This window comes from Agromyces sp. NBRC 114283 (genome assembly GCF_030268405.1).
GTDB lineage: Bacteria > Actinomycetota > Actinomycetes > Actinomycetales > Microbacteriaceae > Agromyces > Agromyces mediolanus.
This window is the reverse complement of record NZ_BSQP01000001.1, coordinates 3,499,620-3,523,414: the sequence shown is the minus strand read 5'-3', so window position 1 is coordinate 3,523,414 and position 23,795 is coordinate 3,499,620. Positions and strand designations below refer to the sequence as shown.

The following is a 23,795-nucleotide window of genomic DNA, read 5'->3' as shown; positions in this document are numbered from 1 at the left end:
GAGGAGGCCGCATGCGCCGCATCATCGGCGTGAACACCTGGGTGTGGGCGTCGCCGCTCACCGACGAGAACCTGCTGGAGCTCGCCGCGAAGGCGGCCGGCCTCGGCTTCGGCGCGATCGAACTGCCCGTCGAGCAGCCGGGGGACTGGGCGCCCGAGCGGGCCGCGGAGGTGCTTGCCGGGCACGGGCTCGCCCCGATCGTGGTCGGCGCGATGGGCCCCGGCCGCAACCTCCTCGCGGCGCCGGGCTCCGAGATCGTCGCGACGCAGAACTACCTCGTGCACTGCCTCGGCGTCGCCGAACGGCTCGGCGCGCAGGTCGTCGCCGGCCCGTTCACCTCGGCGACCGGACGGGCGTGGCGGATGGATGCCGCGGAGCGCTGCGAGCGGATCGAGGAGCTCCGCCGCAACCTCGCGCCCGTCGTGCGCCAGGCGGAGGCCCGCGGCATCCGCCTCGCCGTCGAGCCGCTGAACCGCTACGAGACGAGCCTCGTGAACACCGTCGAGCAGGCGCTCGACGCCCTCGGCCCGCTGCTCGGGCCCGGCCTCGGCCTCGCGCTCGACAGCTACCACCTGAACATCGAGGAGCGCTCGATCGGCGACGCCATCCGCGCCGCGGGGGAGCACCTCGCCCACGTGCAGGTCTGCGGCAACGACCGCGGCCCCGTCGGCGACGACCACCTCGACTGGCCGGGCTTCCTCGACGCCCTCGACGACGCCGGCTACGCCGGCCCGCTCGGGCTCGAGAGCTTCACGGGCGAGAACGCCACCATCGCGGTCGCCGCCTCCGTCTGGCGCCCGCTCGCCGCGTCGCAGGACGAGCTCGCCGCGCGCAGCATCCGCTACCTCCAGGCACTGCAGGACGAAAGGGCAGGGGCATGACCGACACGACCGCATCCTCGACGGGCGCGAACGGGGGCCACCCCGTCACCCTCTTCACCGGGCAGTGGGCCGACCTCCCGCTCGAGGAGGTCGCCCGGCTCGCCGCCGGCTGGGGCTACGACGGGCTCGAGCTCGCCTGCTCCGGCGACCACCTCGACCTGAAGCTCGCCGAGGAAGAGCCCGGCTACCTTGCCGAGCGGGTCGAGCTCCTGAAGCGGCACGGCCTCGAGGTGCACGCCATCTCGAACCACCTCACCGGCCAGGCCGTCTGCGACGACCCCATCGACTTCCGGCACGAGGCGATCGTGCGCCGGTACACCTGGGGCGACGGCGACGCCGAGGGCGTGCGGCAGCGGGCCGCCGAGGACATGAAGCGGGCCGCGCGGGTCGCCCGGCGGCTCGGCGTCGACACCGTCGTCGGCTTCACCGGCTCGGCGATCTGGCCGTACGTGGCGATGTTCCCGCCGGTGCCGGAGTCGGTGATCGACGCCGGCTACGAGGACTTCGCGACGCGGTGGAACCCGATCCTCGACGTGTTCGACGCCGAGGGCGTGCGCTTCGCGCACGAGGTGCACCCCTCCGAGATCGCCTACGACTACTGGTCGAGCGTGCGCACGCTCGAGGCGATCGGCCGGCGGGAGGCGTTCGGCTTCAACTGGGACCCCTCGCACATGATGTGGCAGGGCATCGACCCGATCGGCTTCATCGTCGACTTCGCCGACCGCATCTACCACGTCGACTGCAAGGACACCCGGCTCCGCCCGCCCACCGGCCGCGCCGGCATCCTCGGCTCGCACCTCGCGTGGGGCGACCCGCGGCGCGGCTGGGACTTCGTCTCGACGGGGCGCGGCGACGTGCCCTGGGAGGACGCGTTCCGCGCCCTCGACCGAATCGGCTACACCGGGCCGATCTCGATCGAGTGGGAGGACGCCGGGATGGACCGCCTGCACGGCGCGCCCGAGGCGCTCGAGTTCGTCCGCAAGCAGCTCTTCCCCCGGCCGACCGCCGCCTTCGACGCAGTGTTCTCGAACCAGTAGCGCCGGCCCGCTTCGACGGGCTCAGCGAACCACGCTGGTTCCCTGAGCTTGTCGAAGGGAGCCCCACCGCTTCGACGAGCTCAGCGAACCACGCTGGTTCCCTAAGCTCGTCGAAGGGAACTCCGCCGCTTCGACAGGCTCAGCGAACCGCCGGGCTCAGCGGGCCCCCTCCGTCACCACCCCGTCGTGGAGGTGCAGCCGCCGCTCCGCCCGCCGCGCCACGGCCGAGTCGTGCGTCACGATGACGAGGGTGAGCCCGCGATCCCGGCGGATGCCCTCGAGCAGCTGCAGGATCTCGTCGCGCGTGGTCTCGTCGAGGGCGCCCGTCGGCTCGTCGGCGAGCAGCACCTCGGGCTCCTTCACGAGCGCCCGGGCGATCGCGACGCGCTGCTGCTGCCCGCCCGACAGCTCGCCCGGCATGTGCCCGGCCCGGTCGGCCAGTCCGACCGCGGCCAGCGCCTCGCCGGCCCGCCGGGTGCGCTCCGCCGCGGCGACGCCGATGGGCGCGAGGGCCGCCTCGACGTTCTCCTGCGCGGTGAGGGTCGGGATCAGGTTGAAGCCCTGGAACACGAAGCCGAGTTGCGCGGCGCGCACCCGGGCGAGCTTCGCGTCGGGCAGGTGCGACAGCTCGGCGTCCCCGAGCACCACCCGTCCGCTCGTCGGCCGGTCGAGCGCGCCGAGCATCTGCAGCAGCGTCGACTTGCCGCCACCGGTGGGGCCCTGGATGGCGACGTGCTGCCCGGCGGGGATCTCGAGCGTCACGTCCTTCAGCGCGGTCACGGTGCGCTTGCCCTGGTACTGCTTGGTCACGTGGTCGAGCCGGTACATGGCGGCGGTGCTCCTCTGGGTCGGGTCGCTCGGCGGGGCGCTCGTGGCGCTGGTCGGAGTGGATGCCGCGGCGCTCATGCGACGCTCCGCAGGGCTTCGGCCGGCCGCAGCCGGGCGGCGCGCCAGCCGCCGATCACGCCGGCGAGCAGTCCGCCGAGCACGGCGAGGCCGACGGCGATCGCGATGACGCTCATGGTGACCGGGGCGCTCAGCACGACCTCCGTCGCGGTCTGGCTGGAGGCCGCGCCGAACGGGCCGCCGGTCATCCCGCCGGGAGGGGCGCCGGCCGAGGCATCCGCTCCCTGCATCGCGCCGGGACCGCCGGCGGTGAACCCGCCGCCGGTGCTGCCGCCGAGGGTGAGCCCGAGGAGGTTCACGACCCAGATGCCGGCGAGGCCGACGACGAGTCCGGCCGCGCCGCCCATGAGCCCCTGCACGAGGGACTCGCCCGCGACCTGACCGACGATGCGGCGGTTGCGCCAGCCGATCGCCTTGAGCGTGCCGAACTCGCGGGTGCGGCGGGTGACGCCCTGGATCGTGAACAGGATGGCCGTGAGGAACGCCGCCGCGAGCACGGCGATCGAGACCCAGAGCCCGAGGTTCGAGATGAGCGCGGAGGCGCTGCCGAGCGAACCGGACACCTGCGCCGCGAGGTCCGACTGGGTCGACACGCTCGTGTCGGGCAGCGCCTCCTCGATCGAGGCCTGCACGGCGTCGATCCGGTCGGCCGAGGCGGCCTGCACGTACACGTCGCTGACCTTGCCCTCCTGGCCGGAGAGCGACTGCGCGAGGTCGAGCGGCACGTACGCGTTCGACGCGGTCGTCGCGTCGGCGGAGGTCGACGCGACCGTGCCGACGATCTCGAACTCGGTCCCGCCGAGCTCGATCGCGTCGCCGATGGCGAGTCCGGCGCTCGCCGCGTAGCTCGCGTCGAGCACGGCGACCGCCTGGCCGGCGTCGGATGCCTCGAGCCCGCGTCCCTCGTCGACGGCCGCCGCCGACAGCGGGCCCACGGCGGCGCCCGCCGGGTCGATTCCGAGCACCGTCACCCGGTCGACGTCGAAGGCGCTGCCGCCGGCGCCGTCGAAGCCGCCCTGCGGCGGCGCACCGCCGCCATCCGGCGCTGTCTGCACGTTGGTGCCGCCCTGGTCCTGGCTCATCGCGGGCAGCTCGCCGGAAAAGGTGACGTTCTCGAGCGCGAGCGTCGCGGCCGCGGCCTCGACGCCGTCGATCGCCTGCACGGTGTCGAGCGCGGTCGCGTCGAAGGTCTGACTGCCGGGCCCGGAGCTGAGCCGGGACTGGCTGAGCGCCGTCGAGCCGTCGGCGGTCTGCCCGGCGCCGGCGTCGAACTCGAAGCGCTGCGGGCCGCCGGCGGCGCCGCCCTCGCCGGGCGCGGTGGGCGTCGCGGTGACCGTCAGGTCGGTGCCGACGCCGTAGACGGACTGCAGCACCTCGGCCTGGGCGTCGCGCATGCCCGTGGAGACGGCGTTCACGATCATCACGAGCGCGATGGCGATCGCCATCCCGATCGCGACGATCGCGGTCTGCCTCCGCCTGCCGGCGAGCTCGCGCCGGAGGAAGGTGAAGAACATGGGGGGTCCTCTCGTCGATGGGGGTCGACGAGACGCTAGGCACGCCCGCTATGGCGGGACTTTGGCCCGGCTATGCGTTCTCCCTGGTGCCCGGTTCCCTGAGCCTGTCGAAGGGGAGCTGGTCGAAGGAGCCCCGTCCGCTTCGACAGGCTCAGCGCACCATCCCGTGGTTCCCTGAGCTGGTCGAAGGGAACACCCCCCCCCGCTTCGACGGGCTCAGCGCACCATCCTGTGGTTCCCTGAGCTCGTCGAAGGGAACGCCCCCCCGCTTCGACAGGCTCAGGGAACCAGGCGGCTCAGGCCTCGCCGGCGCGGTTCGCCGCGAGCTCGAGCCCGATGGCGTGCACGAAGCCGCTGACGAGGTCGCTGCCCTCGCAGCCGATCCAGATCGCGTACTCCGCTCGGGCGTCCTCGTCGGCGCGCATCCACTCGTCGAGCCACGCGTCGGCCGCGCGCACGCACGCCGCCCCCGCGGCGCCCTCCCGACGGAACCAGCGGACGGCGACCCCCTCCGGGGCGGTCATCGGCTGCGCCGGGATCGGCCCGTCGGACTCCAGCGCCACGAATCCGCGCACGTCGACCGGGGCGACGGCGAGCACCCGGCTCACCTCGAGCAGGTCGGCGGCGCCCGCCGCGATCAGCAGGTGGCGGCGGGGAGGCGGCCCGTCGTCGACGAGGTCCGGCCGGCGGTTCGGGAGGAAGCACAGCATGGCAGTAGCTTAGGTTTGCCTTACCTAAGCCGCAAGGGTGCTCGCTGAGCTCGTCGAAGCGGGCGGGCGTTCCTTCGACGAGCTCAGGGAACCACGGGGTCGGCTCCCTTCGACGAGCTCAGGGAACCAGGCTCAGGGAACCAGGGGAGCGCACAGCCGGGTCATAGCCAACGCATAGCCCGACGCGGATACTTGGAAGCATGAGCACCCCCGCACCCGCCCGCGCGCCGCAGATCGCGAAGCCCGACGGCTCGATGGTGCGCGTCCTCGTCGTGGACGACGAGCACTCGCTCACCGAGCTGCTGAAAATGGCGCTGAAGTACGAGGGCTGGGACGTGCGCACCGCGGGCGACGGGCTCACCGCCGTGAAGGTGGCCCGCGAGTTCCGCCCCGACGCGATCGTGCTCGACATCATGCTGCCCGACATCGACGGGCTCGAGGTGCTGCAGCGGGTGCGCGCCGACGGTGCGGAGACCCCGGTGCTCTTCCTCACCGCGAAGGACGCGCTCGACGACCGCATCGCCGGGCTCACCGCCGGCGGCGACGACTACGTCACGAAGCCGTTCAGCCTCGAGGAGGTCGTGGCCCGTCTGCGCGGCCTGATCCGCCGCTCGACGCTCACCCTCGCCCAGGCGAAGGACCCGGTGCTCCGCGTCGGCGACCTCACCCTCGACGAGGACTCCTACGAGGTGCACCGCGACGGCGAGCTGATCGAGCTCACCGCGACCGAGTTCGAGCTGCTCCGCTACCTCATGCGGAACCCCCGCCGGGTGCTCTCGAAGGCGCAGATCCTCGACCGGGTCTGGTCGTACGACTTCGGCGGCAAGGAGTCCGTCGTCGAGCTCTACATCTCCTACCTGCGCAAGAAGATCGACGCCGGCCGCACGCCGATGATCCACACGGTCCGCGGCGCGGGCTACCTGCTGAAGGCCGCGGAGTGACGCGGCCGGGCGACCCGGGCTACGCGGCGGAGTCGCGGGCGCGGGCCGAGCGCGGCGACGGCGCGGATGCCGAGGCGCACGCCGACGCCGAGGCATCCGCCCGCCGTCGCTGGACCCTGGAACGCCGCCTCGTCGTCGCGATGGCGGCCCTCCTCGCCGCCGTCAGCGTCGTCGTGGGCGTCGTCAGCGTCACTGTCTTCCACGGCTCCTCCGTGCAGAGCGTCGACGACGACCTGCGCACCTCGCTGCAGCGCGCCGCGACGGGCATCGCCGCCGTGCCGACCCCCGGCGGCGACGTCGGCCTCGCACTCGACGTGCCCGGCCAGTCGGCGGGCACGATCGCGGCCTTCGTGAACCACGACGGCTCCGTCGACGGCGCCCGCTACATCGCCGACGGGGGACAGGTGCTGACGTTCCAGAGCGGGGCGGTCGCCGAGCTCGGCGAGGTGGCCGCCGACGGGCGGGCGCACACCGTCTCCCTCGGCGGGCAGCTCGGCGAGTACCGCGCGATGGCGACCCCGGTGCTGCCGCAGCTGAACGTCGTGGTGGCGCTGCCGCTCGCCGGCGTGAACCGCGCGACCGGGCAGCTCGCCCTCACCATCGCCCTCGTCGCGCTCGCCGGCCTCTTCTTCGCGATCGCCTTCGGCACCCTCATCGTGCGCCGCGCCCTCGTGCCGCTCGCGCGGATGACCGACACCGCGCTCGCCGTGTCCGAGCGTCCGCTCGACCGCGGCGACGTCGACCTCGACGAACGAGTGCCGGTCGACGACCCGCGCACCGAGGTGGGCCGGCTCGGCACCGCGTTCAACCGCATGCTCGGGCACGTCTCGGGCTCGCTCTCGGCGCGCGAGCAATCCGAGCGCAAGGTGCGCCGCTTCGTGGCGGATGCCTCCCACGAACTGCGCACCCCGCTCGCCTCCATCCGCGGCTACGCGGAGCTCACCCGCCTGCACGGCGGCACGCTGCCCGAGGACGTCACGCACGCGATCTCCCGCATCGAGTCGGAGTCGCTGCGGATGACCGAGCTCGTCGAGGACCTGCTGCTGCTCGCCCGCCTCGACGAGGGCCGGGAGCTCGTGCACAGTCGGCTCGACCTGCGCACCGTCGTCGTCGACGCCGTCGGCGACGCCCAGGTCGCCGGCCCGGACCACGAATGGTCGGTCGAGGTGCCCGAGGGTCCCGTCGAGGTCTCCGGCGACGACGCCCGGCTCCGCCAGGTGCTCGCGAACCTGCTCGCCAACGCGCGGGTGCACACGCCGGCCGGCACCGCGGTGCACGTCACCGTCACCCCCGAACCCGGCGACGGCGAGGACCCCGGCGTCGTCCGCATCGAGGTCGCCGACGACGGCCCCGGCATCGACGAGGAGGTGCGCGACACGATGTTCGAGCGCTTCGCCCGCGGCGACGCCTCGCGCTCCCGCCGGGCCGGGTCGACCGGCCTCGGTCTCGCCATCGTGCGGGCCGTCGTCGAGGCGCAGCACGGCACGGTCTCCGTCGAGTCCGAGCCCGGCCGAACGGTCTTCACGGTCGAGCTCCCGCTCGCCCCCGCCGCCTGAGCGGAAGCCCGCCGGCGACGCCGAACGGCCCGCCCCCGGGAGGGGACGGGCCGTTCGAGTCGAGTGCCGACCGGGTCTACGCGTCGGCGAGGACGCCGAGCATCTCGGCGAAGAGCAGCAGCTCCTCGGGCGTGCGCTCGCGGAGCGCGGCGTGCAGGCGCGACTGGTTGCGCGCGCGCACCGAGGTGACCCGCTCGAGCGCCAGGGGCGTCGGCACGAGCACGCGCACCCGCCCGTCGCGCTCGTCGGGGCGGCTCTCGAGAAGGCCGACCTCCTCGAGCATGCGCAGCTGGCGGCTGACGACGCTCTTGTCCATGTCGAACAGCTCCGCGAGCACGTGGGCGTTCGTGGAACCGAGTCGCACGACGGTGGACAGCAGCTTGTAGCCGGCCGGGTTCAGCTCGGGGTGGATCTGCTGCGCCGCCTCCTTCCACACGGTGCGGGCGCGACCGAACACGACGGAGAGCTGGTCTTCCACGCGCGCGATCGCCTCGTCGACGGAGGACTCGGTCATGGCACTCATGCTACTTGCGGGCCGGGGCCGGCTCGCCCTCCGAAGCGGTGGTGGATGCCTCGGCATCCGCCGCCGTGCGCGGTTCGCGCGAGGCATCCGCCCGCCCGATCGCGACCGAGGCGGTGACCGGCGAGCCGGTCTCGGCCTCGGCGAGGTCGATGGCGACCTCCTCGGCCTCCTCGGCGAGCGACTGCGCGGCGTTCTTCGTCGACAGCGGCTTGTTCGGCAGGAAGGCGATCGCGATGAGGCTCAGCACGGCCAGCGGGATGGCGATGATGAACACGTCGGCGATGCCGTGGCCGTAGGCGCCCTCGACGATCACGCGGATCGCGTCGGGGAGCTCGCCGACCTTCGGCACGTTGCCGGACGCGAGGCCCTTGAGCGCCGCGACCTCGTCGGCCGAGGACGGCGTGAACTTCGCGAGCCCGTCGGTGATGTGGGTCGTCACCTGGCTGGCGAGCACGGAGCCCATGATCGTCACGCCGATGGTGCCGGCGATCGAGCGGAAGAAGTTCACGTTCGAGCTCGCAGCGCCGAGCTGCGAGGCCGGGGTGTCGTTCTGCACGATGAGCGTGAGGTTCTGCATGACCATGCCGAGGCCGGCGCCGAGGATCACCATGTACACCGAGACCCAGAGGAAGTCGGTGTCGTAGCGGAGGGTCGACATGAGGCTCACGCCGGCGATGATGAGCGCGGAGCCGAGCAGCATCCAGCCCTTCCACTTGCCGAAGCGCGAGACGAGCTGGCCGATGCCGATCGAGGCGCCCATCTGGCCGACGATCATCGGGATCGTCATGAGGCCCGACTCGGTCGGGGTCGCTCCGCGGGCGAGCTGGAAGTACTGCGCGAGGAAGACGCTCGTCGCGAACATCGCCACGCCCACCGAGATCGAGGCGATCACGGAGAGGGTGAAGGTGCGGTTGCGGAACAGCGACATCGGCACGATCGGCTCGGGCACGAAGAACTCGGTCACGATGAAGGCGAGGAGCGCGAGCACCGCGCCGCCGATCATGAGGTAGCTCTGCATGGAGTCCCACTCGAACTGGCTGCCGCCCATGGACACCCAGATCAGGAGCACGGAGACGCCGACGGTGAGGAGCACGGCGCCGAGGTAGTCGATGCGCACGCGCGCGCGGTTCGGCTTCGGCAGGTGCAGGGTGCGCTGGATCATGATGATCGCGGCGACCGCGAAGGGGATGCCGATGAAGAAGTTCGCGCGCCAGCCGAAGGCGTCGGTGATGACGCCGCCGAGGAGCGGGCCGCCGATCGTGGCGAGCGCCATGATGCCGCCGACGACGCCCATGTACTTGCCGCGCTCGCGCGGCGAGATGATGAGCGCGACCGCGATCATGACGAGCGACATGAGGCCGCCGGCGCCGAGGCCCTGCACGACGCGGACGGCGATGAGCATGCCGGTGTCCTGCGCGAGGCCGGCGATCGCCGTGCCGACGACGAAGAGGCCGAGCGCGAGCTGCAGGAGCACCTTGCGGTCGACGAGGTCGGCGAGCTTGCCCCAGATGGGGGTGGAGACGGCGGTCGCGAGCAGGCTCGCGGTGATGACCCAGGTGTAGGCGGACTGGTCGCCGCCGAGGTCGGCGATGATGACGGGCATCGAGGTCGAGACAACCGTGCCGGAGAGCACGGCCACGAACATGCCCATGATGAGCCCGGAGAGTGCGGTGAACACCTCGCGGGCGGAGCGGGGTGCCTCGGTAGTCGAGGCGGTGAGCTGAGACGTCAAAGAAGTAGTCCTCGTAGAAAGTTGATGTGCGTCAACGATAACTCTGTCGTTGATGTACGTCAACTATCGACCTTGGTCAACTATTCCCCGGGTGTGCGATTCCGTTGCGCGGGCGGGATTTGGCGGATGGCGCGGGGTCGGGTACGCTGATCCGAGCCAAAGACCGCTGGTCGTCGTGCCCGAAGGGGTTCGACCGAAGTTCTTGCGAGAGCAAGGGGCCCGCGCAGGTGTGACGAAGTCTCTCCGGAATTCTCCGGCCCGAAGCTCCGCGCGTCTGCGCCGGAGCTTTTTTCATGCCAGCGCTCCCAGGCCGTGCATCGTCACCGCGATGCGCGATGAAGACACAAGGAGTGGCCATGGCGAACAAGGAAGCCGCGGTTGCCGAGCTCCAGGAGATGTTCCAGAGCTCGACCGCCGTTCTGCTGACCGAATACCGCGGCCTCACTGTTGCCCAGCTCAAGGAGCTGCGCAAGTCCATCAGTGGGGACGCGAGCTACGCCGTGGTGAAGAACACGCTGACCAAGATCGCCGCGAACAACGCCGGCATCTCGGCGTTCGACGACGCCCTCGCGGGCCCGTCGGCGATCGCGTTCGTGCACGGCGACCCCGTCGCCGTCGCGAAGTCGCTGCGTGACTTCGCCAAGGCGAACCCCCTCCTCGTGGTCAAGGGCGGCTATTTCGATGGCAAGCCCCTGACCGCCGAAGAGGTAGGCAAGCTCGCCGACCTCGAGTCCCGCGAAGTGCTGCTGGCGAAGCTCGCCGGTGCCTTCAAGGCCTCGCTGTTCGGAGCCGCATATCTGTTCAACGCGCCGCTGTCGAAGGCCGTCCGCACGGTCGACGCGCTGCGCGAGAAGCAGGAGTCCGCTGCGTAAGGCGCGAGCCACGCTGCGGTGAGTACACAACAAGGAGAGAAAAATGGCAAAGCTTTCGACTGAAGAGCTGCTCGAGGCGTTCAAGGAGCTCACCCTCATCGAGCTCTCGGAGTTCGTCAAGGCGTTCGAGGAGACCTTCGAGGTCACCGCCGCCGCCCCGGTCGCCGTCGCGGCCGCTGGTGCGCCCGCCGCCGGTGGTGGCGACGCCGCCGCCGAGGAGGAGAAGGACTCGTTCGACGTCGTCCTCGAGGCCGCCGGCGACAAGAAGATCCAGGTCATCAAGGTCGTCCGCGAGCTCACCTCGCTCGGCCTCGGTGAGGCGAAGGCCGTCGTCGACGGTGCTCCGAAGGCCGTCCTCGAGGGCGCCAACAAGGAGACCGCCGAGAAGGCCAAGGCCGCCCTCGAGGAGGCCGGCGCCACCGTCACCCTCAAGTAATCCGGCGCACTCCCTGCGAGTGCACCCCGCTTGAGGCGACGAACGTCGCTGCAGTACACGGATGCCCCGTGCCGATTCCTTCGGCACGGGGCATCCGTCGTTCCAGAGTTGGCCCGCGCGCCCGGCCCGCGGTCGGCGATCATCGACCATTGCCTTCGTCGACCGAGAGGTATAACATCATACTGCGCGGGGAGCGAGTGCCCCGCGTCCTCCGCCCCCAGACAAGGACGTCATGATGCGAAGCTTCCCCCGACCCCTGCTCGCCGCCGGCCTGACCGTCGGCGCCGCAGCCCTCCTCCTCACCGGCTGCGGCGCCGCGCCGACGTCGAGCGACGACGCGGCCGCCGCGAGCGATTTCACCCCCTGCGCCGTCTCCGACATCACCGGCTTCGACGACAAGGACTTCAACCAGCTCACCTACGAGGGCGTGAAGGCCGCCGCCGACGAGCTCGGCACGAAGGTGCTCACCGCCGACTCGAACACCGAGGACCAGTACGCGGGCAACATCCAGGGCCTCGTCGAGCAGGACTGCGACTTCATCGTCACGGTCGGCTTCGCCCTCGCGAACGCGACCCGGGATGCCGCGCAGCAGGCGCCCGAGGTGGACTTCGCGCTCATCGACAGCACCGTGACCGACGCCGAGGGCGCGCCGCTCGCGCTCGACAACGTGAAGCCCGTGCTCTTCGACACCGCCCAGGCTGCAGCCCTCGCCGGCTACCTCGCCGCGGGCGTCACGAAGACCGGCTCGGTCGGCACCTACGGCGGCATGCCGTTCCCCTCGGTCACGGTGTTCATGGACGGCTTCGCCGACGGCGTCGCGCACTACAACGAGACCCACGGCACCGACGTGAAGGTGCTCGGCTGGGACAAGGCCGCCCAGAACGGCCTCTTCGTCGGCGGCTTCGACGACCAGATCAAGGCGCGCACCCTCACCGAGGGTCTGCTCGACCAGGGCGCCGACGTCATCATGCCCGTCGCCGGGCGCCTGTTCGAGGCGAGCGCCGCCGTCGCCGACGAGCGCGGCACCGACCTCGCGATCATCGGCGTGAACGGCGACGTCTACGACGCCGTGCCGAAGTTCCGCCAGTACTACCTGACCTCGGTGCTGAAGAACCTCACCACCGCGGCCGAAGAGGTCACCCTCGCGGCGGCCGCCGGCGACTTCTCGAGCACCCCCTACATCGGCACGCTCGAGAACGAGGGCGTCGGCATCGCGCCGACCCACGACTGGGAGTCGCGCATCGATCCGGCCCTGCTCGACGAGGTCGAGGAACTGCGCCAGCAGATCGTCTCCGGAGAGTTCGTCGTCGAATCGCCCTCGTCCCCGAAGGCCTGAGCGGGCCATCCGCTCCGCCACTGCTCGCGCTCCCGCGCATCCCCCTGCCCGCGCACCCCGCGCACCCGAACGAAAGGCCCGCGCCACGATGACCACGACCACCTCCGCCACTACCGCTGCCACTGCCGTCGACAAGGCCAGCGCCGGGATCGGCGAACGCCAGTACCACATCGGGGTCGCGCCCGGTGAGGTCTCGACGGTGGCGCTGCTGCCCGGCGACCCGTTCCGGGTACCGATGATCGCCGAGTTCCTCACCGATGTGCGCACGGTCGCGCACCAGCGCGAGCACCTCACGATGACGGGCGACTACAAGGGGCGGCGGATCACGGCGACCTCCACCGGGATGGGCTGCCCCTCGGCGGCGATCGCGGTGGAGGAACTCGTCCGGGTGGGCGTGACCTCGTTCATCCGGGTCGGCTCCTCGGCGGGGCTCCAGGCCGGCATCGCGCCGGGCGACCTGCTCGTCAGCGAGGGCTCGCTGCGCAACGACGGTACGACCGCGGCCTACGCGATGACCGGCTACCCGGCCGTCCCCGACCTCGCGATCACCGCCGAGCTCGCCCGCACCGCGCGGGAGCTCACCGAGGGCACGCAGGCGAAGGTGCACACCGGCATCAGCGTGAGCGACGACGCCTTCTACGCGGAGACGCCGGAGTGGATCTCCACGCTGCACGAGCTCGGCGTGACGAACGTCGAGATGGAGGCCTCGGCCATCTTCGTCGTCGCGCGCCTCCGCGGCGTGCGGGCCGGGATGATCTGCTCCACGTCGAGCAACCTCTACGACGGCACGAGCCTCTACTCGGGCGTCAAGGAGGCGCTGAAGGAAGGCTGGATGCGCAGCATCGAGGCGGCGCTCGAGACCGCCGTGCGGCTCGAGCTCTGAGTCGCGGGCCGATGCTGATCAACCTGCACAGCCACCTCGAGGGGCGGGTGCGGCCGGAGACGGCCGCCGAGCTCGCTCGGGGGGCCGGCGTGCCGGAGCCGCCCGCCGGCTGGGCGCGGGCGCTCCGGCTCGACGGGCCCGCGGATCTCACCGCGTACCTCGAGAAGGTCGCCGCGAGCTATCCGTTCTTCCGCCGGCTCGACGCGATCGAGCGGATCGCCAGGGAGGCGGTCGAGGATGGCGCGGCGGGCGGCCAGGACTACCTGGAGCTGCGCTTCGGGCCGGCCACGCACGCCGACGACGATCGGGGCCTCGCCGAGGTGATCGCCGCGGTCGCCCGGGGGATGGCCGCGGGCAGCGCCGCGAGCGGGATGCCGTCGGGCGCCGTCGTGGCCGCGCTCCGCCACCACGACGAGGCGACGAACCTCGCGGTCGCCCGGGCGGCGGCCGCGGCCGCCGGCGACGTCGTCTGCGGCTTCGACCTCGCGGGTGACGAGTCGCGCTTCCCGCGGCACGACGTGCACGCGCCAGCGTTCGGCGTCGCCGCCGCGGCGGGCCTCGGGCTCACCTGCCACGCCGCCGAGGCCGGCGAGGCGGCGGCCGTGGCCGACGCGCTCCACTGGCTCGGCGTCAGCCGGATCGGGCACGGCGCGCACCTCGTCGACGAGCCGGAGCAGCTTGCCCGGGCGGCCGATGCCGGGCTCGTCGTCGAGATCTGCCCGACCTCGAACCACTTCACCGGGGCGATCGATCGGGTCGCCGACCATCCGGGTGCGGCTATGCGGCGGGCCGGGGTCCGGCTCGTGCTCGGCGACGACAACCCGATGCAGACGGGCTCCGACCTCGCGGCCGAGCGCCGCGTGCTCGTCGCGCAGCTCGGCTGGGACGAGCGCTCGCTCGCGGAGCTCGATCGCACGAGCGTGGCCGCGGCGTTCCTCGAGCCGGCGGTCCGGCGCGCGCTCGAGGCGCGGCTGCCCGCCTGAGCGGAGACGCTCCCGTTCAGCCGCCCGAGGACTGCCGCACCGCGAGGTGCCCGACGGAGGGCGCGACGATGACCTTCGCGAGGTAGGCGGGCCGGCCGTCGAGGTCGGCGGTCTGCGTGAGCAGCATGACCGGGTCGGCCGCCTTCAGCTCGAGCTGCTTCGCCCGGGTCGCCCCGGCGACGCTGACGCCGATGCGGCAGACCCCGGTCACGAAGGCGAGCCCGGTGCGGTCGATGATGCGCATCAGCACGGTCGAGCGGGCCTCGTCGATGTCGGGGAGGGCCGCCTCGACCGCGGCGCCGAAGCCCGCCCGGTCGTCGCCCACGGGGAGGTACTCCTGCACGACCGCGATCGGCTCCCCGTCGCGGGAGGCGATCGCCTCGCGGAACCAGAACCGGGCGTCGTCGGCGAGCTGCAGGTACGTCGAGACGAAGTCCGTCGCGGTCTGCTGGGTGAGCTCGACGTGGCGCAGCTCGATGGTGACGCCGGGCTCGGCGAGCACGAGCTCGAGCGGCCGGAACTCCTCGAGGCCCGCGTGCGGCACGGCGTCGGCGACGAAGCGGCCGACGCCCCGTCTGGTGCTGATCAGGCCGTCCTCCTCGAGCAGCATGAGCGCCTCGCGGACGACGGTGCGGCTCACGCCGAGGGCGGTGCCGAGCTCGGTCTCGCGGGGGAGGGCGGTGCCGAGCGGGAACACCCCGGTGCGGATGCCGTGGGCGATGCGCGAGTAGACGGCCACGCGCAGCGGCTGGCCGGGGGAGGTGAGCAACGGCTGTTCGAGGTAGCTGGTGCCCATCTGCGCCCTTTCGTCTGCGTCGCCGCGCTCGCGCGCAGCCCTCCTATTCTCGCGGGTCGGCGGGGATTTCGTGGGCAGTCCAGAGATATATAGCCAGGCTATGTATACTGGTGTGCATGCCACGCGACCTCGACCTGCCCGCCCTCATCGGCGCGCTCGTGTCGGCGAACAGCCGGCTCGTCCGCGTCGCGGCGACCGCGACGGGCAGCGAGGAGTCGCCCGCCGTCTGGCGCACCCTCGGCGTGCTCCGCGACCTCGGCCCGCTGCGCCTCGGCGAGCTCGCCAGGGTCAGCCGGGTCACCCAGCCGACCATGACGAAGCTCGTCAACGCGCTCGAGGAGCGCGGCTGGGTGCGCCGCACGCCCGACCCCGACGACGGCCGCGCCCTGCGCGTCGCCGCCGAGCCGGCCGGGCTCACGGCGCTCGACGCGTGGCGCGACGAGCTCACGGCGACCATCGCGCCGATGTTCCCAGAGCTCTCCGACGACGACCTCGCCGCCCTGGAGCGCACCGTCGCGGTGCTGCAGGCCGGCCTCGATCGGGCCGACGCCAGCCTCGGCCGCAGCAAGGAGCACGAATGAGCCACGGCTCGCACGAGACATCCGCATCCATCCTCAAGCAGCCCAAGGCGGTGTGGGCGGTCGCCTTCGCCTGCGTCATCGCCTTCATGGGCATCGGCCTCGTCGACCCCATCCTGCCGGCCATCGCCGAGAGCCTGCAGGCGACGCCGACCGAGACCGAGATGCTCTTCACGAGCTACCTGCTCATCACCGGCCTCGCCATGCTCGGCACGAGCTGGCTGTCGAGCCGCATCGGCGCGAAGAAGACGCTGCTCATCGGCCTCGGCCTCATCGTGATCTTCGCGGCCGCCGCGGGGCTGTCGCAGAACGTCGAGTCCGTCATCGGCTTCCGCGCAGGCTGGGGCCTCGGCAACGCGCTGTTCATCTCGACCGCGCTCGCGACGATCGTCGGCGCCGCGTCCGGCGGCACAGGCTCGGCGATCATCCTCTACGAGGCCGCGCTCGGGCTCGGCATCGCGATCGGCCCGCTCCTCGGCGGCCTGCTCGGCCACCTGAGCTGGCGCGGCCCGTTCTTCGGCACCGCCGCGCTGATGGCGATCGGCTTCATCGCGATCGTCGCGTTCCTGCGGCCGGAGCAGGATGCCGAGAAGCCCGTGCCGACGAAGCTCTCCGCGCCCCTCCGGGCGCTCCGCCAGCCCGCGCTCGCGGTGCTCGCCGCCGCCGCGCTCTTCTACAACATCGGCTTCTTCGTGCTGCTCGCCTACTCGCCGTTCCCGCTGGGCTTCGACGCGCTCGGGCTCGGCTTCACCTTCTTCGGCTGGGGGCTCGCGCTCGCGGTCACCTCGGTCTTCGTCGCGCCGCTCCTGACGGCCCGGATGCCGCGCACCCGCGTGCTCTGGATCGCGCTGCCCCTCCTCGCGATCGACCTCGTCGCGGCCGGGCTCGTCATCGCGAACCCGACCGCGCTCGTCGTGTGCATCGTGATCGGCGGCCTCGTGCTCGGCGTGCTGAACACGGTGCTCACCGAGTGCGTCATGGAGGCGACCGACCTCCAGCGCTCCGTCGCCTCGAGCGCGTACTCGGCGGTGCGCTTCCTCGGCGGCGCGGTCGCCCCGCCCGCCGCGGCGGAGCTCGCCCACCTGATCGCGCCGGACGCCCCGTACTACGCGGCGGCCGGTTCGGTCGCCGTCGCCCTCGTCATCGTCGTGCTCGGGCACCGGGCGCTGCGCCGCGTCGACCGCGTCGAGGCGGAGCCCGCACTCACCGAGGCCGAGGCGATCACCGCGGGCGACGCCGCTTAGGCCCGCAAGACGGCACTATTTGCGGGTGCGATCCTCGCCGCACCCGCAAAAAGTGACGTCATGCACCCGCGGCCTACAGCGGGGCGCGCATCGTCGAGGTGCGCACGACCAGGCGAGTCGGCAGCGGCGCGCCGGAGTCGGGCAGCGGGTCGGCCTCCGCGCCCTCGCCGAGCAGCCGGAGCACGAGGTCGACGGCCGCCCGGCCCTGCCCGCTCGGGGACTGCTCGACCGTGGTGAGGCCGAACATCTCGGCGTACTCGTGCCCGTCGACGCCGACGATCGAGAGGTCGTGCGGCACCGACATGCCGAGTCGCTCGGCCGCGCGGATGGCCCCGAAGGCCACCTCGTCGGAGGCCGCGAACACGGCCGTTGGGCGCCGTCCGGGTTGGCCGAGCAGCTGCAGGGCGGCCTCATAGCCGCCGGGCATCGTCATCTCGGTCTCGACGACCTCGGCGCGCCCCCGCGGCGCGAGCCCCGCCGCCGACATCGCGTCGAGGTAGCCGTGCCGGCGCAGGCCCTGCACGCTGAGCGGCCGGGCGGCCGCGCCGTCGCCCGCGAGGTGCACGAGGCGGGTGTGCCCGAGCTGCAGCAGATGCTCGGTGGCGAGCTGCCCGACCGCCCGGTCGTCGATGCCCAGGCGGGCTGGGCCGAGCGCGCCGGCCTCGCCGCCGCCGAGGACGACGACCGGCTTGTCGCGCCGCTCGAGTGCCGCGAGCTCGTGCTCGGCGAGGTCGACGCCGACCGCGATGACCGCGTCGACGCGCTTGCGCGCGAGGAAGAACTCGAAGACGCGGTCGCGGTCGGGCCCCGCGCCGTCGACGTTGTAGAGGGTGAGGTCGTAGCCGGCGCTGAGCAGCGTACGCTCGAGGCCCTCGAGCACCTCGCCGAAGAACCAGCGGTTCACGAAGGGGATGACGACGCCGATGTTCTTCGTGCGGCCGGTGACGAGGCTCGCGGCGTCGGGGGAGACGATGTAGCCGATCTCCGCGGCCGCCGTCTCGACCCTGCGGCGCGTCGCCTCGGCGACGTGCCCGCGCCCGGAGAGCGCCCTGGAGGCGGTCGCCTTCGAGACGCCGGCGAGGCGTGCGACGTCGGCGATCGCGGTCATCGCGGCTCCTCACTCGGCGTATTCGATGCAGAGCATACTCGCCCGGGCCGGATGTATGGAACCGGTTCCAGTCGAGATCGCGTTTTGCCGGTCGAACGGGAGATTTTCGTGGAAGCGCTCTCACCCAACGCTGGCGAGGGAGTGACTTGTCGCCGATTCGTGATCGGGGGTCACTTGTGGCGAGACGCGACCGTGCTCTACGGTGGTCGCTGGAACCGGTTCCGGTCCGCCTGCACCACACTCAACGAGGAGAGAGCTATGCGTTTCACGCGTCATCGCCGATTGGTGGTCCCCGTCGTGGCGGCCGCCGCGCTCGGCCTGGCCCTCACGGCATGTACGGGCGACATCGCCAACGAGGATGCCGCCGACGTCGACTGCGCGCCTTACGAGCAGTACGGCACCTTCGAGGGCAAGAAGGTGTCCATCAGCGGCACCATCCTCGACCTCGAGGCCGACCGCCTGGTCGAGTCCTGGAAGGACTTCCAGACCTGCACCGGCATCGAGATCACCTACCAGGGCTCGAGCGAGTTCGAGGCCCAGATCGCCGTGCTCGCCGAGGGTGGCAACGCCCCCGACATCGGCATCGTGCCCCAGCCGGGCCTGCTCGGCCGGCTCGCCGACGGCGGCTGGCTGGTCCCCGCATCCCAGGAGGTCGAGGCCAACGTCGACGAGTTCTGGAGCGAGGACTGGAAGCAGTACGGCACCTACGACGACACCTTCTACGCCGCGCCGCTCATGGCGAGCATCAAGGGCTACATCTGGTACTCGCCGTCCGAGTTCGAGGAGAAGGGCTACGAGATCCCGAAGACCCTCGACGAGCTGAACGCGCTCTCCGAGAAGATCGCGGCCGAGGGCGACCACAAGCCCTGGTGCGTCGGCTTCGAGTCGGGCGACGCCACCGGCTGGCCGGGCACCGACTGGATCGAGGACTACATGCTGCGCCTGCACGGCGCCGACGTGTACGACCAGTGGGTCACCCACGGCATCCCGTTCAACGACCCGAAGGTCGCGGAGGCCTTCGACGCCGCGGGCGAGATCCTGAAGAACGACGCCATGGTCAACGGCGGCATCGGCGACGTGTCGACGATCGTCACCGAGGCCTTCCAGACCGCCGGGCTCCCGATCCTCGACGGCCAGTGCTCGCTGCACCACCAGGCCTCGTTCTACGAGACCTTCTGGAACCCGGACGGCGGCGACGCCAACACGGTCGCGAGCGACGGCTCGGTCTTCGCCTTCCTGATGCCGCCGGCCAACGCCGACGACCCGCTGTCGGTCACCGGCGGCGGCGAGTTCCCGGTCGCCTTCCGCGACGCCGAAGAGGTCGAGGCCGTGCGCGCCTACCTCTCCAGCGACACCTGGGCGAACAACCGCGTGAAGCTCGGCGGCGTCATCAGCGCGAACAAGGGTCTCGACCCGAAGAACGCGTCGAGCGAGCTGCTCGAGCAGTCGATCGAGATCCTGCAGGACCCCGAGACGACGTTCCGCTTCGATGGTTCGGACCTCATGCCCGGTGCCGTCGGCGCCGACTCCTTCTGGAAGGGCATGGTCGCCTGGACCACGGGGCAGAGCACCGCGGACACCCTGAACACCATCGAGTCCAGCTGGCCCGCCAGCTGAGCGAACGCCGCGCGCCGGTCGCAGACCCAGCGCCCAGCGCGGCATGATCGAGGGGCGGAGCCGCACGGCTCCGCCCCTCGCACCCCCCTCCAGCTCCGGCTGGCTTCGAAGACGAAAACCCGGGAGGCACGATGACGACCGCCGATCTGCTCGGCAAGCTCCTGCAGGTGGTGATGGGGCTCGCCGTACTGGCCGCCGTCGTCGGCCTGCTCATCTTCTTCATCGACAAGGCGCCGAAGAAGGGCCGCGACTACTGGCAGCTCGTCGGCTTCCTCGCCCCGGCGCTGATCTTCCTCGCGATCGGCCTCGTGTACCCGGCCATCCGCACCTCGCTGCTCGCCTTCCAGACCTCCGGCGGCGAGTGGACCCTCGACAACTTCGTGTGGACCTTCACCCAGCCGACGGCGATCCGCACGCTCATCAACACCGTCATCTGGGTGCTGCTCGTGCCGACGGTCTCCACGGCCATCGGCCTCGCCTACGCCGTGTTCATCGACCGCTCGCGCGGCGAGAAGTACTACAAGGTCATCCTGTTCATGCCCATCGCGATCTCCTTCGTCGGCGCGGGCATCATCTGGCGCTTCGTCTACGAGTACCGCTCGGGCGACCGCGAGCAGATCGGCCTCCTGAACGCGATCGTGACGGCCTTCGGCGGCGAACCCGTGCAGTTCATGCAGACCGACCCCTTGAACACCTTCCTGCTCATCATCGTGATGATCTGGATCCAGACGGGCTTCGCGATGGTGCTGCTGAGCGCGGCCATCAAGGGCGTGCCGACCGAGCAGATCGAGGCGGCCCAGCTCGACGGCACGAACGGCTGGCAGCGCTTCATCAACGTGACGGTGCCCGGCATCCGCGGGGCGCTCGTCGTCGTGCTCACGACGATCTCGATCGCGACGCTGAAGGTCTTCGACATCGTCCGCACGATGACCGCCGGCAACTTCAACACCTCGGTCATCGCGAACGAGATGTACACCCAGGCGTTCCGGGCGAGCGAGGTCGGCCGCGGCTCGGCGCTCGCGCTCATCCTCTTCCTCCTGGTGCTCCCGATCGTCGTCTACAACATCAACGTGCTCCGCAAGCAGAGGGAGATCCGATGAGCATCGCGCCCGCCGACCTGCCCACCGGCAAGGACCGCGGCTCGATCGAGGGGGCCGCCGAGACGACCGCCCTGACCGAGGTCGTCGGCACCAAGTCCGCCCGCGTCAAGAAGCGGCTCACCTCGCGCACCGCGACGGTCGCGGCGCTCATCATCGCCGTGCTCTGGACCATCCCCACGTTCGGCCTGCTGATCTCCTCGTTCCGTCCCGCCGAGCTCGTGCGCACCACGGGCTGGTGGACGATCTTCGAGAACTGGGGCTTCACGCTCGACAACTACAAGGACGTGCTGCTCTCGACCTCGCAGTCGTCGCCGCAGCTCGGCGCGTACATCGTGAACTCCATCGCGATCTCGCTCGTCGGCACGCTCATCCCGCTCGTGCTCGCGACGATGGCGGCGTACGCCTTCGCGTGGATCAAGTTCAAGGGTGCCGGGGTGCTGTTCATCCTCGTGTTCGCGCTGCAGATCGTGCCGCTGCAGATGGCGCTCGTGCCGCTGCTGCAGATCTTCTCGACCTGGCTGCGCCCGATGCAGGCGTGGCTGCACGACGTCGTGCCGATCATCCCGGAGCAGAACTACGCGCCGGTCTGGCTCGCGCACGCGATGTTCGCGCTGCCGCTCGCGATCTTCCTGCTGCACAACTTCATCGCGGAGATCCCGAGCGAGGTCATCGAGGCCGCCAGGGTCGACGGCGCCACCCACGGGCAGATCTTCTTCCGCATCGTGCTGCCGCTCGCGACGCCGGCGATCGCCTCGTTCGCGATCTTCCAGTTCATCTGGGTGTGGAACGACCTGCTCGTCGCCCTCATCTTCTCGGGCGGCACGCAGGACGTCGCGCCGCTCACCCAGCGATTGGCGGAGATGGTGGGCTCGCGCGGCCAGGAGTGGGAGCGCCTGACGGCAGGCGCGTTCATCTCGATCATCATCCCGCTCGCCGTCTTCTTCGGCCTGCAGCGATACTTCGTGCGCGGCCTGCTGGCGGGATCGACCAAGGGCTGAGACCGGGCAGGGGGGAGCGGATGCCGCGGGCCGAGGCTCGCGGCATCCGCTCGTCCGCACCGGCCGCCGGGGCCGATCGCGGCCGCCCGGCCGGGGCGTCCCCGGCGCGGCGTAGGGTGAAGCGGTGAGCATGAACCGAACCGCGCCGGGCGGGCAGAGCGGGCGCATGGGCAAGCCGCGCACCCGCATCGCCTCGGCCGACGAGGCCGCCCAGCGCGCCGAGAACGCCCAGGCGCCGAAGATCCCGAACCTGCTCGGCCGCATCGCCGAACTGTTCGCGCCGCACCGGGCCGCGCTCGTCACGACGATCGTGCTCGTGCTGATCGGGGCGGCCCTCAGCGTCATCCCGCCGCTGCTCACCCAGCGCGCCTTCGACGACGGCCTGTTCCCGAAGAACGCCGCCGGCGATGCGCTCCCGCCCGACGTGCCGCAGCTCACCTGGCTCGTCGTCGGCATGATCGCGGTGTTCATCGTCTCGGCGCTGCTCGCCGTGTGGCAGACCTGGCTCACCTCCACGATCGGCAACAAGGTCATGGGGGCCCTCCGGGTGCGGCTGTTCTCGCACCTGCAGTCGATGGAGCTGAGCTTCTTCACCCGCACGAAGACGGGCGTCATCCAGTCCAGGCTGCAGAACGACGTCGGCGGCGTCGCCGGCGTGCTGACGAACACCGTGTCGAGCGTGCTCGGCAACACCGTCACCGTCATCTCGGCGTTCGTCGCGATGCTCATCCTGAACTGGCAGCTCACCCTCGTCGCGCTGCTGCTCATGCCGTTCATGGTGATCGCCCAGCGCCGGGTCGGCCAGGTGCGGGCCCGCATCGCCGGCAAGACGCAGGAGTCGCTCTCCGAGATGACGGCGATCACGCAGGAGACGCTCTCGGTCTCCGGCATCCTGCTGTCGAAGAGCTTCACCCGCCAGCAGAGCGAGATCGACCGCTACGCCGACGAGAACCGGAACCAGATCGGCCTGCAGGTGCGCCAGCAGATGACCGGTCAGTGGTTCTTCGCGATGGTGAACATCTTCATGTCCTCGATCCCGGCGATCGTCTACCTCGTGTCCGGGTGGCTCATCACCGGCGGCGCGGCCGATGTCACCGCCGGCACCATCGTCGCGTTCACGACTGTGCAGGCGAGGCTGCTCTTCCCCCTGATGGGCCTCATGCGGGTCGCCCTCGACCTGCAGACCTCCAGCGCCCTGTTCGCCCGCATCTTCGAGTACCTCGACCTGAAGCCGGCGATCACCGACGCCCCCGGCGCCCGCGAGGTGCCCGACGGCGCCGAGCTCGGCCGCGTCGAGTTCGACCGAGTGTCGTTCCGCTACCCCGATGCCGACGCCGACGGTCGCCCCACGCTCGACGAGGTCTCGTTCACGATCGAGCCGGGGCAGTTCGCCGCCTTCGTGGGGCCGTCGGGCGCCGGCAAGACGACGGTGTCCTACCTCGTGCCGCGGCTGTACGAGGCGACGGGCGGCACCGTGCGCTTCGCCGGGGTCGACGTGCGCGAGCTCCGGCAGGAGTCGCTCGTCGGGCGCATCGGCATCGTCAGCCAGGAGACGTACCTCTTCCACGCCTCCATCGCCGAGAACCTGCGCTACGCGAAGCCCGACGCCACCGACGCCGAGCTCGAGGCCGCGGCCCGCGCGGCGAACATCCACGAGACCGTCGCGAGCTTCCCCGAGGGCTACGACACCGTCGTGGGTGAACGCGGCTACCGGCTCTCCGGCGGCGAGAAACAGCGCATCGCGATCGCCCGGGTGCTCCTGAAGGATCCGCCGGTGCTCGTGCTCGACGAGGCCACGAGCGCGCTCGACACGATCTCCGAGCGGGTCGTGCAGGCCGCCCTCGACGACGCCGCGAAGGGTCGCACCACGATCGCCATCGCGCACCGGCTGACGACCGTGGTCTCGGCCGACGTCATCTTCGTCGTCGTCGCCGGCCGCATCGTCGAGCGCGGCACCCACGCCGAGCTGCTCGGTCTCGGCGGCGTGTACGCCTCGCTCTACCGCGAGCAGGCCGACCTCGCGCTGCCCGCGCAGGGCTGAGCG

22 protein-coding genes are annotated in these 23,795 nt (G+C 71.5%); 15 read left to right on the top strand and 7 right to left on the bottom strand.

The genetic code is table 11. The features are described from left to right. The first annotated feature begins 11 nt into the window (after positions 1–11). Both QSJ60_RS16890 and QSJ60_RS16885 read left to right on the top strand, forming a co-directional pair. A complete protein-coding gene (locus QSJ60_RS16890; RefSeq protein WP_285464719.1) occupies positions 12–881 on the top strand; it encodes a sugar phosphate isomerase/epimerase family protein in 870 nt (289 codons plus the stop codon). After that, positions 878–1,918 (top strand): sugar phosphate isomerase/epimerase family protein, encoded by a 1,041-nt coding sequence (locus tag QSJ60_RS16885; RefSeq protein ID WP_285464717.1) that lies wholly within the window; start codon positions 878–880, stop codon positions 1,916–1,918. The genes QSJ60_RS16890 and QSJ60_RS16885 overlap by 4 nt, the downstream gene beginning before the upstream one ends. A 156-nt stretch (positions 1,919–2,074) precedes the next feature. Here the strand turns inward: QSJ60_RS16885 and QSJ60_RS16880 are convergent, their stop codons facing one another. The 3 genes from QSJ60_RS16880 to QSJ60_RS16870 all read right to left on the bottom strand — a co-directional run bounded on the left by QSJ60_RS16880 (position 2,075) and on the right by QSJ60_RS16870 (position 5,048). Then, on the bottom strand, positions 2,075–2,746 hold the full coding sequence (locus QSJ60_RS16880) for an ABC transporter ATP-binding protein (protein WP_285465365.1): 672 nt from the start codon (positions 2,744–2,746) through the stop codon (positions 2,075–2,077). 74 nt (positions 2,747–2,820) lie between these two features. Continuing rightward, the gene (locus QSJ60_RS16875; RefSeq protein ID WP_285464715.1) at positions 2,821–4,338 is read right to left on the bottom strand and encodes an ABC transporter permease; all 1,518 of its coding nucleotides are present in this window, start codon (positions 4,336–4,338) and stop codon (positions 2,821–2,823) included. Between the two features lie 296 nt (positions 4,339–4,634). Beyond that, positions 4,635–5,048, bottom strand: coding sequence for an SIP domain-containing protein (locus QSJ60_RS16870; protein ID WP_285464713.1), 414 nt, complete (start codon positions 5,046–5,048; stop codon positions 4,635–4,637). Positions 5,049–5,248: 200 nt separating this feature from the next. On the opposite strand from QSJ60_RS16870, the gene QSJ60_RS16865 reads away from it, so the two are divergent. Then, positions 5,249–5,989: a response regulator transcription factor gene (locus QSJ60_RS16865; protein WP_189085696.1), complete on the top strand. Its 741-nt coding sequence runs from the start codon at positions 5,249–5,251 to the stop codon at positions 5,987–5,989. Further along, on the top strand, positions 5,986–7,545 hold the full coding sequence (locus QSJ60_RS16860) for a sensor histidine kinase (protein WP_285464711.1): 1,560 nt from the start codon (positions 5,986–5,988) through the stop codon (positions 7,543–7,545). The genes QSJ60_RS16865 and QSJ60_RS16860 overlap by 4 nt, the downstream gene beginning before the upstream one ends. 76 nt (positions 7,546–7,621) lie before the next feature. Here the strand turns inward: QSJ60_RS16860 and QSJ60_RS16855 are convergent, their stop codons facing one another. Further along, positions 7,622–8,059 (bottom strand): MarR family winged helix-turn-helix transcriptional regulator, encoded by a 438-nt coding sequence (locus tag QSJ60_RS16855; RefSeq protein WP_189085697.1) that lies wholly within the window; start codon positions 8,057–8,059, stop codon positions 7,622–7,624. A 10-nt stretch (positions 8,060–8,069) separates the two neighbouring features. Then, positions 8,070–9,800: an MDR family MFS transporter gene (locus QSJ60_RS16850; protein WP_285464709.1), complete on the bottom strand. Its 1,731-nt coding sequence runs from the start codon at positions 9,798–9,800 to the stop codon at positions 8,070–8,072. A gap of 356 nt (positions 9,801–10,156) precedes the next feature. Between QSJ60_RS16850 and rplJ the strand changes: the two genes are divergently transcribed. From rplJ to add, 5 genes are all read left to right on the top strand, one after another. Further along, complete coding sequence (gene rplJ, locus QSJ60_RS16845; RefSeq protein WP_189085698.1) at positions 10,157–10,672, top strand: 50S ribosomal protein L10; 516 nt, start codon at positions 10,157–10,159, stop codon at positions 10,670–10,672. Positions 10,673–10,715: 43 nt separating this feature from the next. Further along, entirely contained in the window at positions 10,716–11,108 is a 393-nt protein-coding gene (rplL, locus tag QSJ60_RS16840; protein ID WP_189085699.1) for a 50S ribosomal protein L7/L12, read from the top strand. Between the two features lie 235 nt (positions 11,109–11,343). Then, positions 11,344–12,444, top strand: coding sequence for a BMP family lipoprotein (locus QSJ60_RS16835; protein ID WP_230764611.1), 1,101 nt, complete (start codon positions 11,344–11,346; stop codon positions 12,442–12,444). A gap of 88 nt (positions 12,445–12,532) precedes the next feature. Next, positions 12,533–13,327 (top strand): nucleoside phosphorylase, encoded by a 795-nt coding sequence (locus QSJ60_RS16830; protein ID WP_230764609.1) that lies wholly within the window; start codon positions 12,533–12,535, stop codon positions 13,325–13,327. 11 nt (positions 13,328–13,338) lie between these two features. Further along, positions 13,339–14,310: an adenosine deaminase gene (add, locus tag QSJ60_RS16825; protein ID WP_285464707.1), complete on the top strand. Its 972-nt coding sequence runs from the start codon at positions 13,339–13,341 to the stop codon at positions 14,308–14,310. A 16-nt stretch (positions 14,311–14,326) separates the two neighbouring features. Here the strand turns inward: add and QSJ60_RS16820 are convergent, their stop codons facing one another. Then, a complete protein-coding gene (locus tag QSJ60_RS16820) occupies positions 14,327–15,106 on the bottom strand; it encodes a GntR family transcriptional regulator (RefSeq protein ID WP_230764605.1) in 780 nt (259 codons plus the stop codon). Positions 15,107–15,222: 116 nt separating this feature from the next. Here QSJ60_RS16820 and QSJ60_RS16815 point away from each other — a divergent pair, with 116 nt between their 5' ends. Together QSJ60_RS16815 and QSJ60_RS16810 are read left to right on the top strand one after the other, a co-directional pair. Then, a complete protein-coding gene (locus QSJ60_RS16815; protein WP_189085704.1) occupies positions 15,223–15,687 on the top strand; it encodes a MarR family winged helix-turn-helix transcriptional regulator in 465 nt (154 codons plus the stop codon). Continuing rightward, positions 15,684–16,928, top strand: a complete 1,245-nt coding sequence (locus QSJ60_RS16810) for an MFS transporter (protein WP_285464705.1) — start codon at positions 15,684–15,686, stop codon at positions 16,926–16,928. The genes QSJ60_RS16815 and QSJ60_RS16810 overlap by 4 nt, the downstream gene beginning before the upstream one ends. A 73-nt stretch (positions 16,929–17,001) precedes the next feature. On the opposite strand, the gene QSJ60_RS16805 is transcribed toward QSJ60_RS16810, so the two are convergent. Then, positions 17,002–18,036: a LacI family DNA-binding transcriptional regulator gene (locus QSJ60_RS16805; protein ID WP_189085706.1), complete on the bottom strand. Its 1,035-nt coding sequence runs from the start codon at positions 18,034–18,036 to the stop codon at positions 17,002–17,004. Between the two features lie 258 nt (positions 18,037–18,294). On the opposite strand from QSJ60_RS16805, the gene QSJ60_RS16800 reads away from it, so the two are divergent. The 4 genes from QSJ60_RS16800 to QSJ60_RS16785 all read left to right on the top strand — a co-directional run bounded on the left by QSJ60_RS16800 (position 18,295) and on the right by QSJ60_RS16785 (position 23,792). Continuing rightward, on the top strand, positions 18,295–19,653 hold the full coding sequence (locus tag QSJ60_RS16800) for an ABC transporter substrate-binding protein (protein WP_230764601.1): 1,359 nt from the start codon (positions 18,295–18,297) through the stop codon (positions 19,651–19,653). A gap of 131 nt (positions 19,654–19,784) precedes the next feature. Then, a complete protein-coding gene (locus tag QSJ60_RS16795) occupies positions 19,785–20,753 on the top strand; it encodes a carbohydrate ABC transporter permease (protein ID WP_230764598.1) in 969 nt (322 codons plus the stop codon). Further along, positions 20,750–21,751 (top strand): carbohydrate ABC transporter permease, encoded by a 1,002-nt coding sequence (locus QSJ60_RS16790; RefSeq protein WP_189085709.1) that lies wholly within the window; start codon positions 20,750–20,752, stop codon positions 21,749–21,751. Before QSJ60_RS16795 ends, QSJ60_RS16790 begins: the two co-directional genes overlap by 4 nt. 166 nt (positions 21,752–21,917) lie before the next feature. After that, entirely contained in the window at positions 21,918–23,792 is a 1,875-nt protein-coding gene (locus tag QSJ60_RS16785) for an ABC transporter ATP-binding protein (RefSeq protein WP_285465363.1), read from the top strand. Positions 23,793–23,795 lie beyond the last annotated feature (3 nt).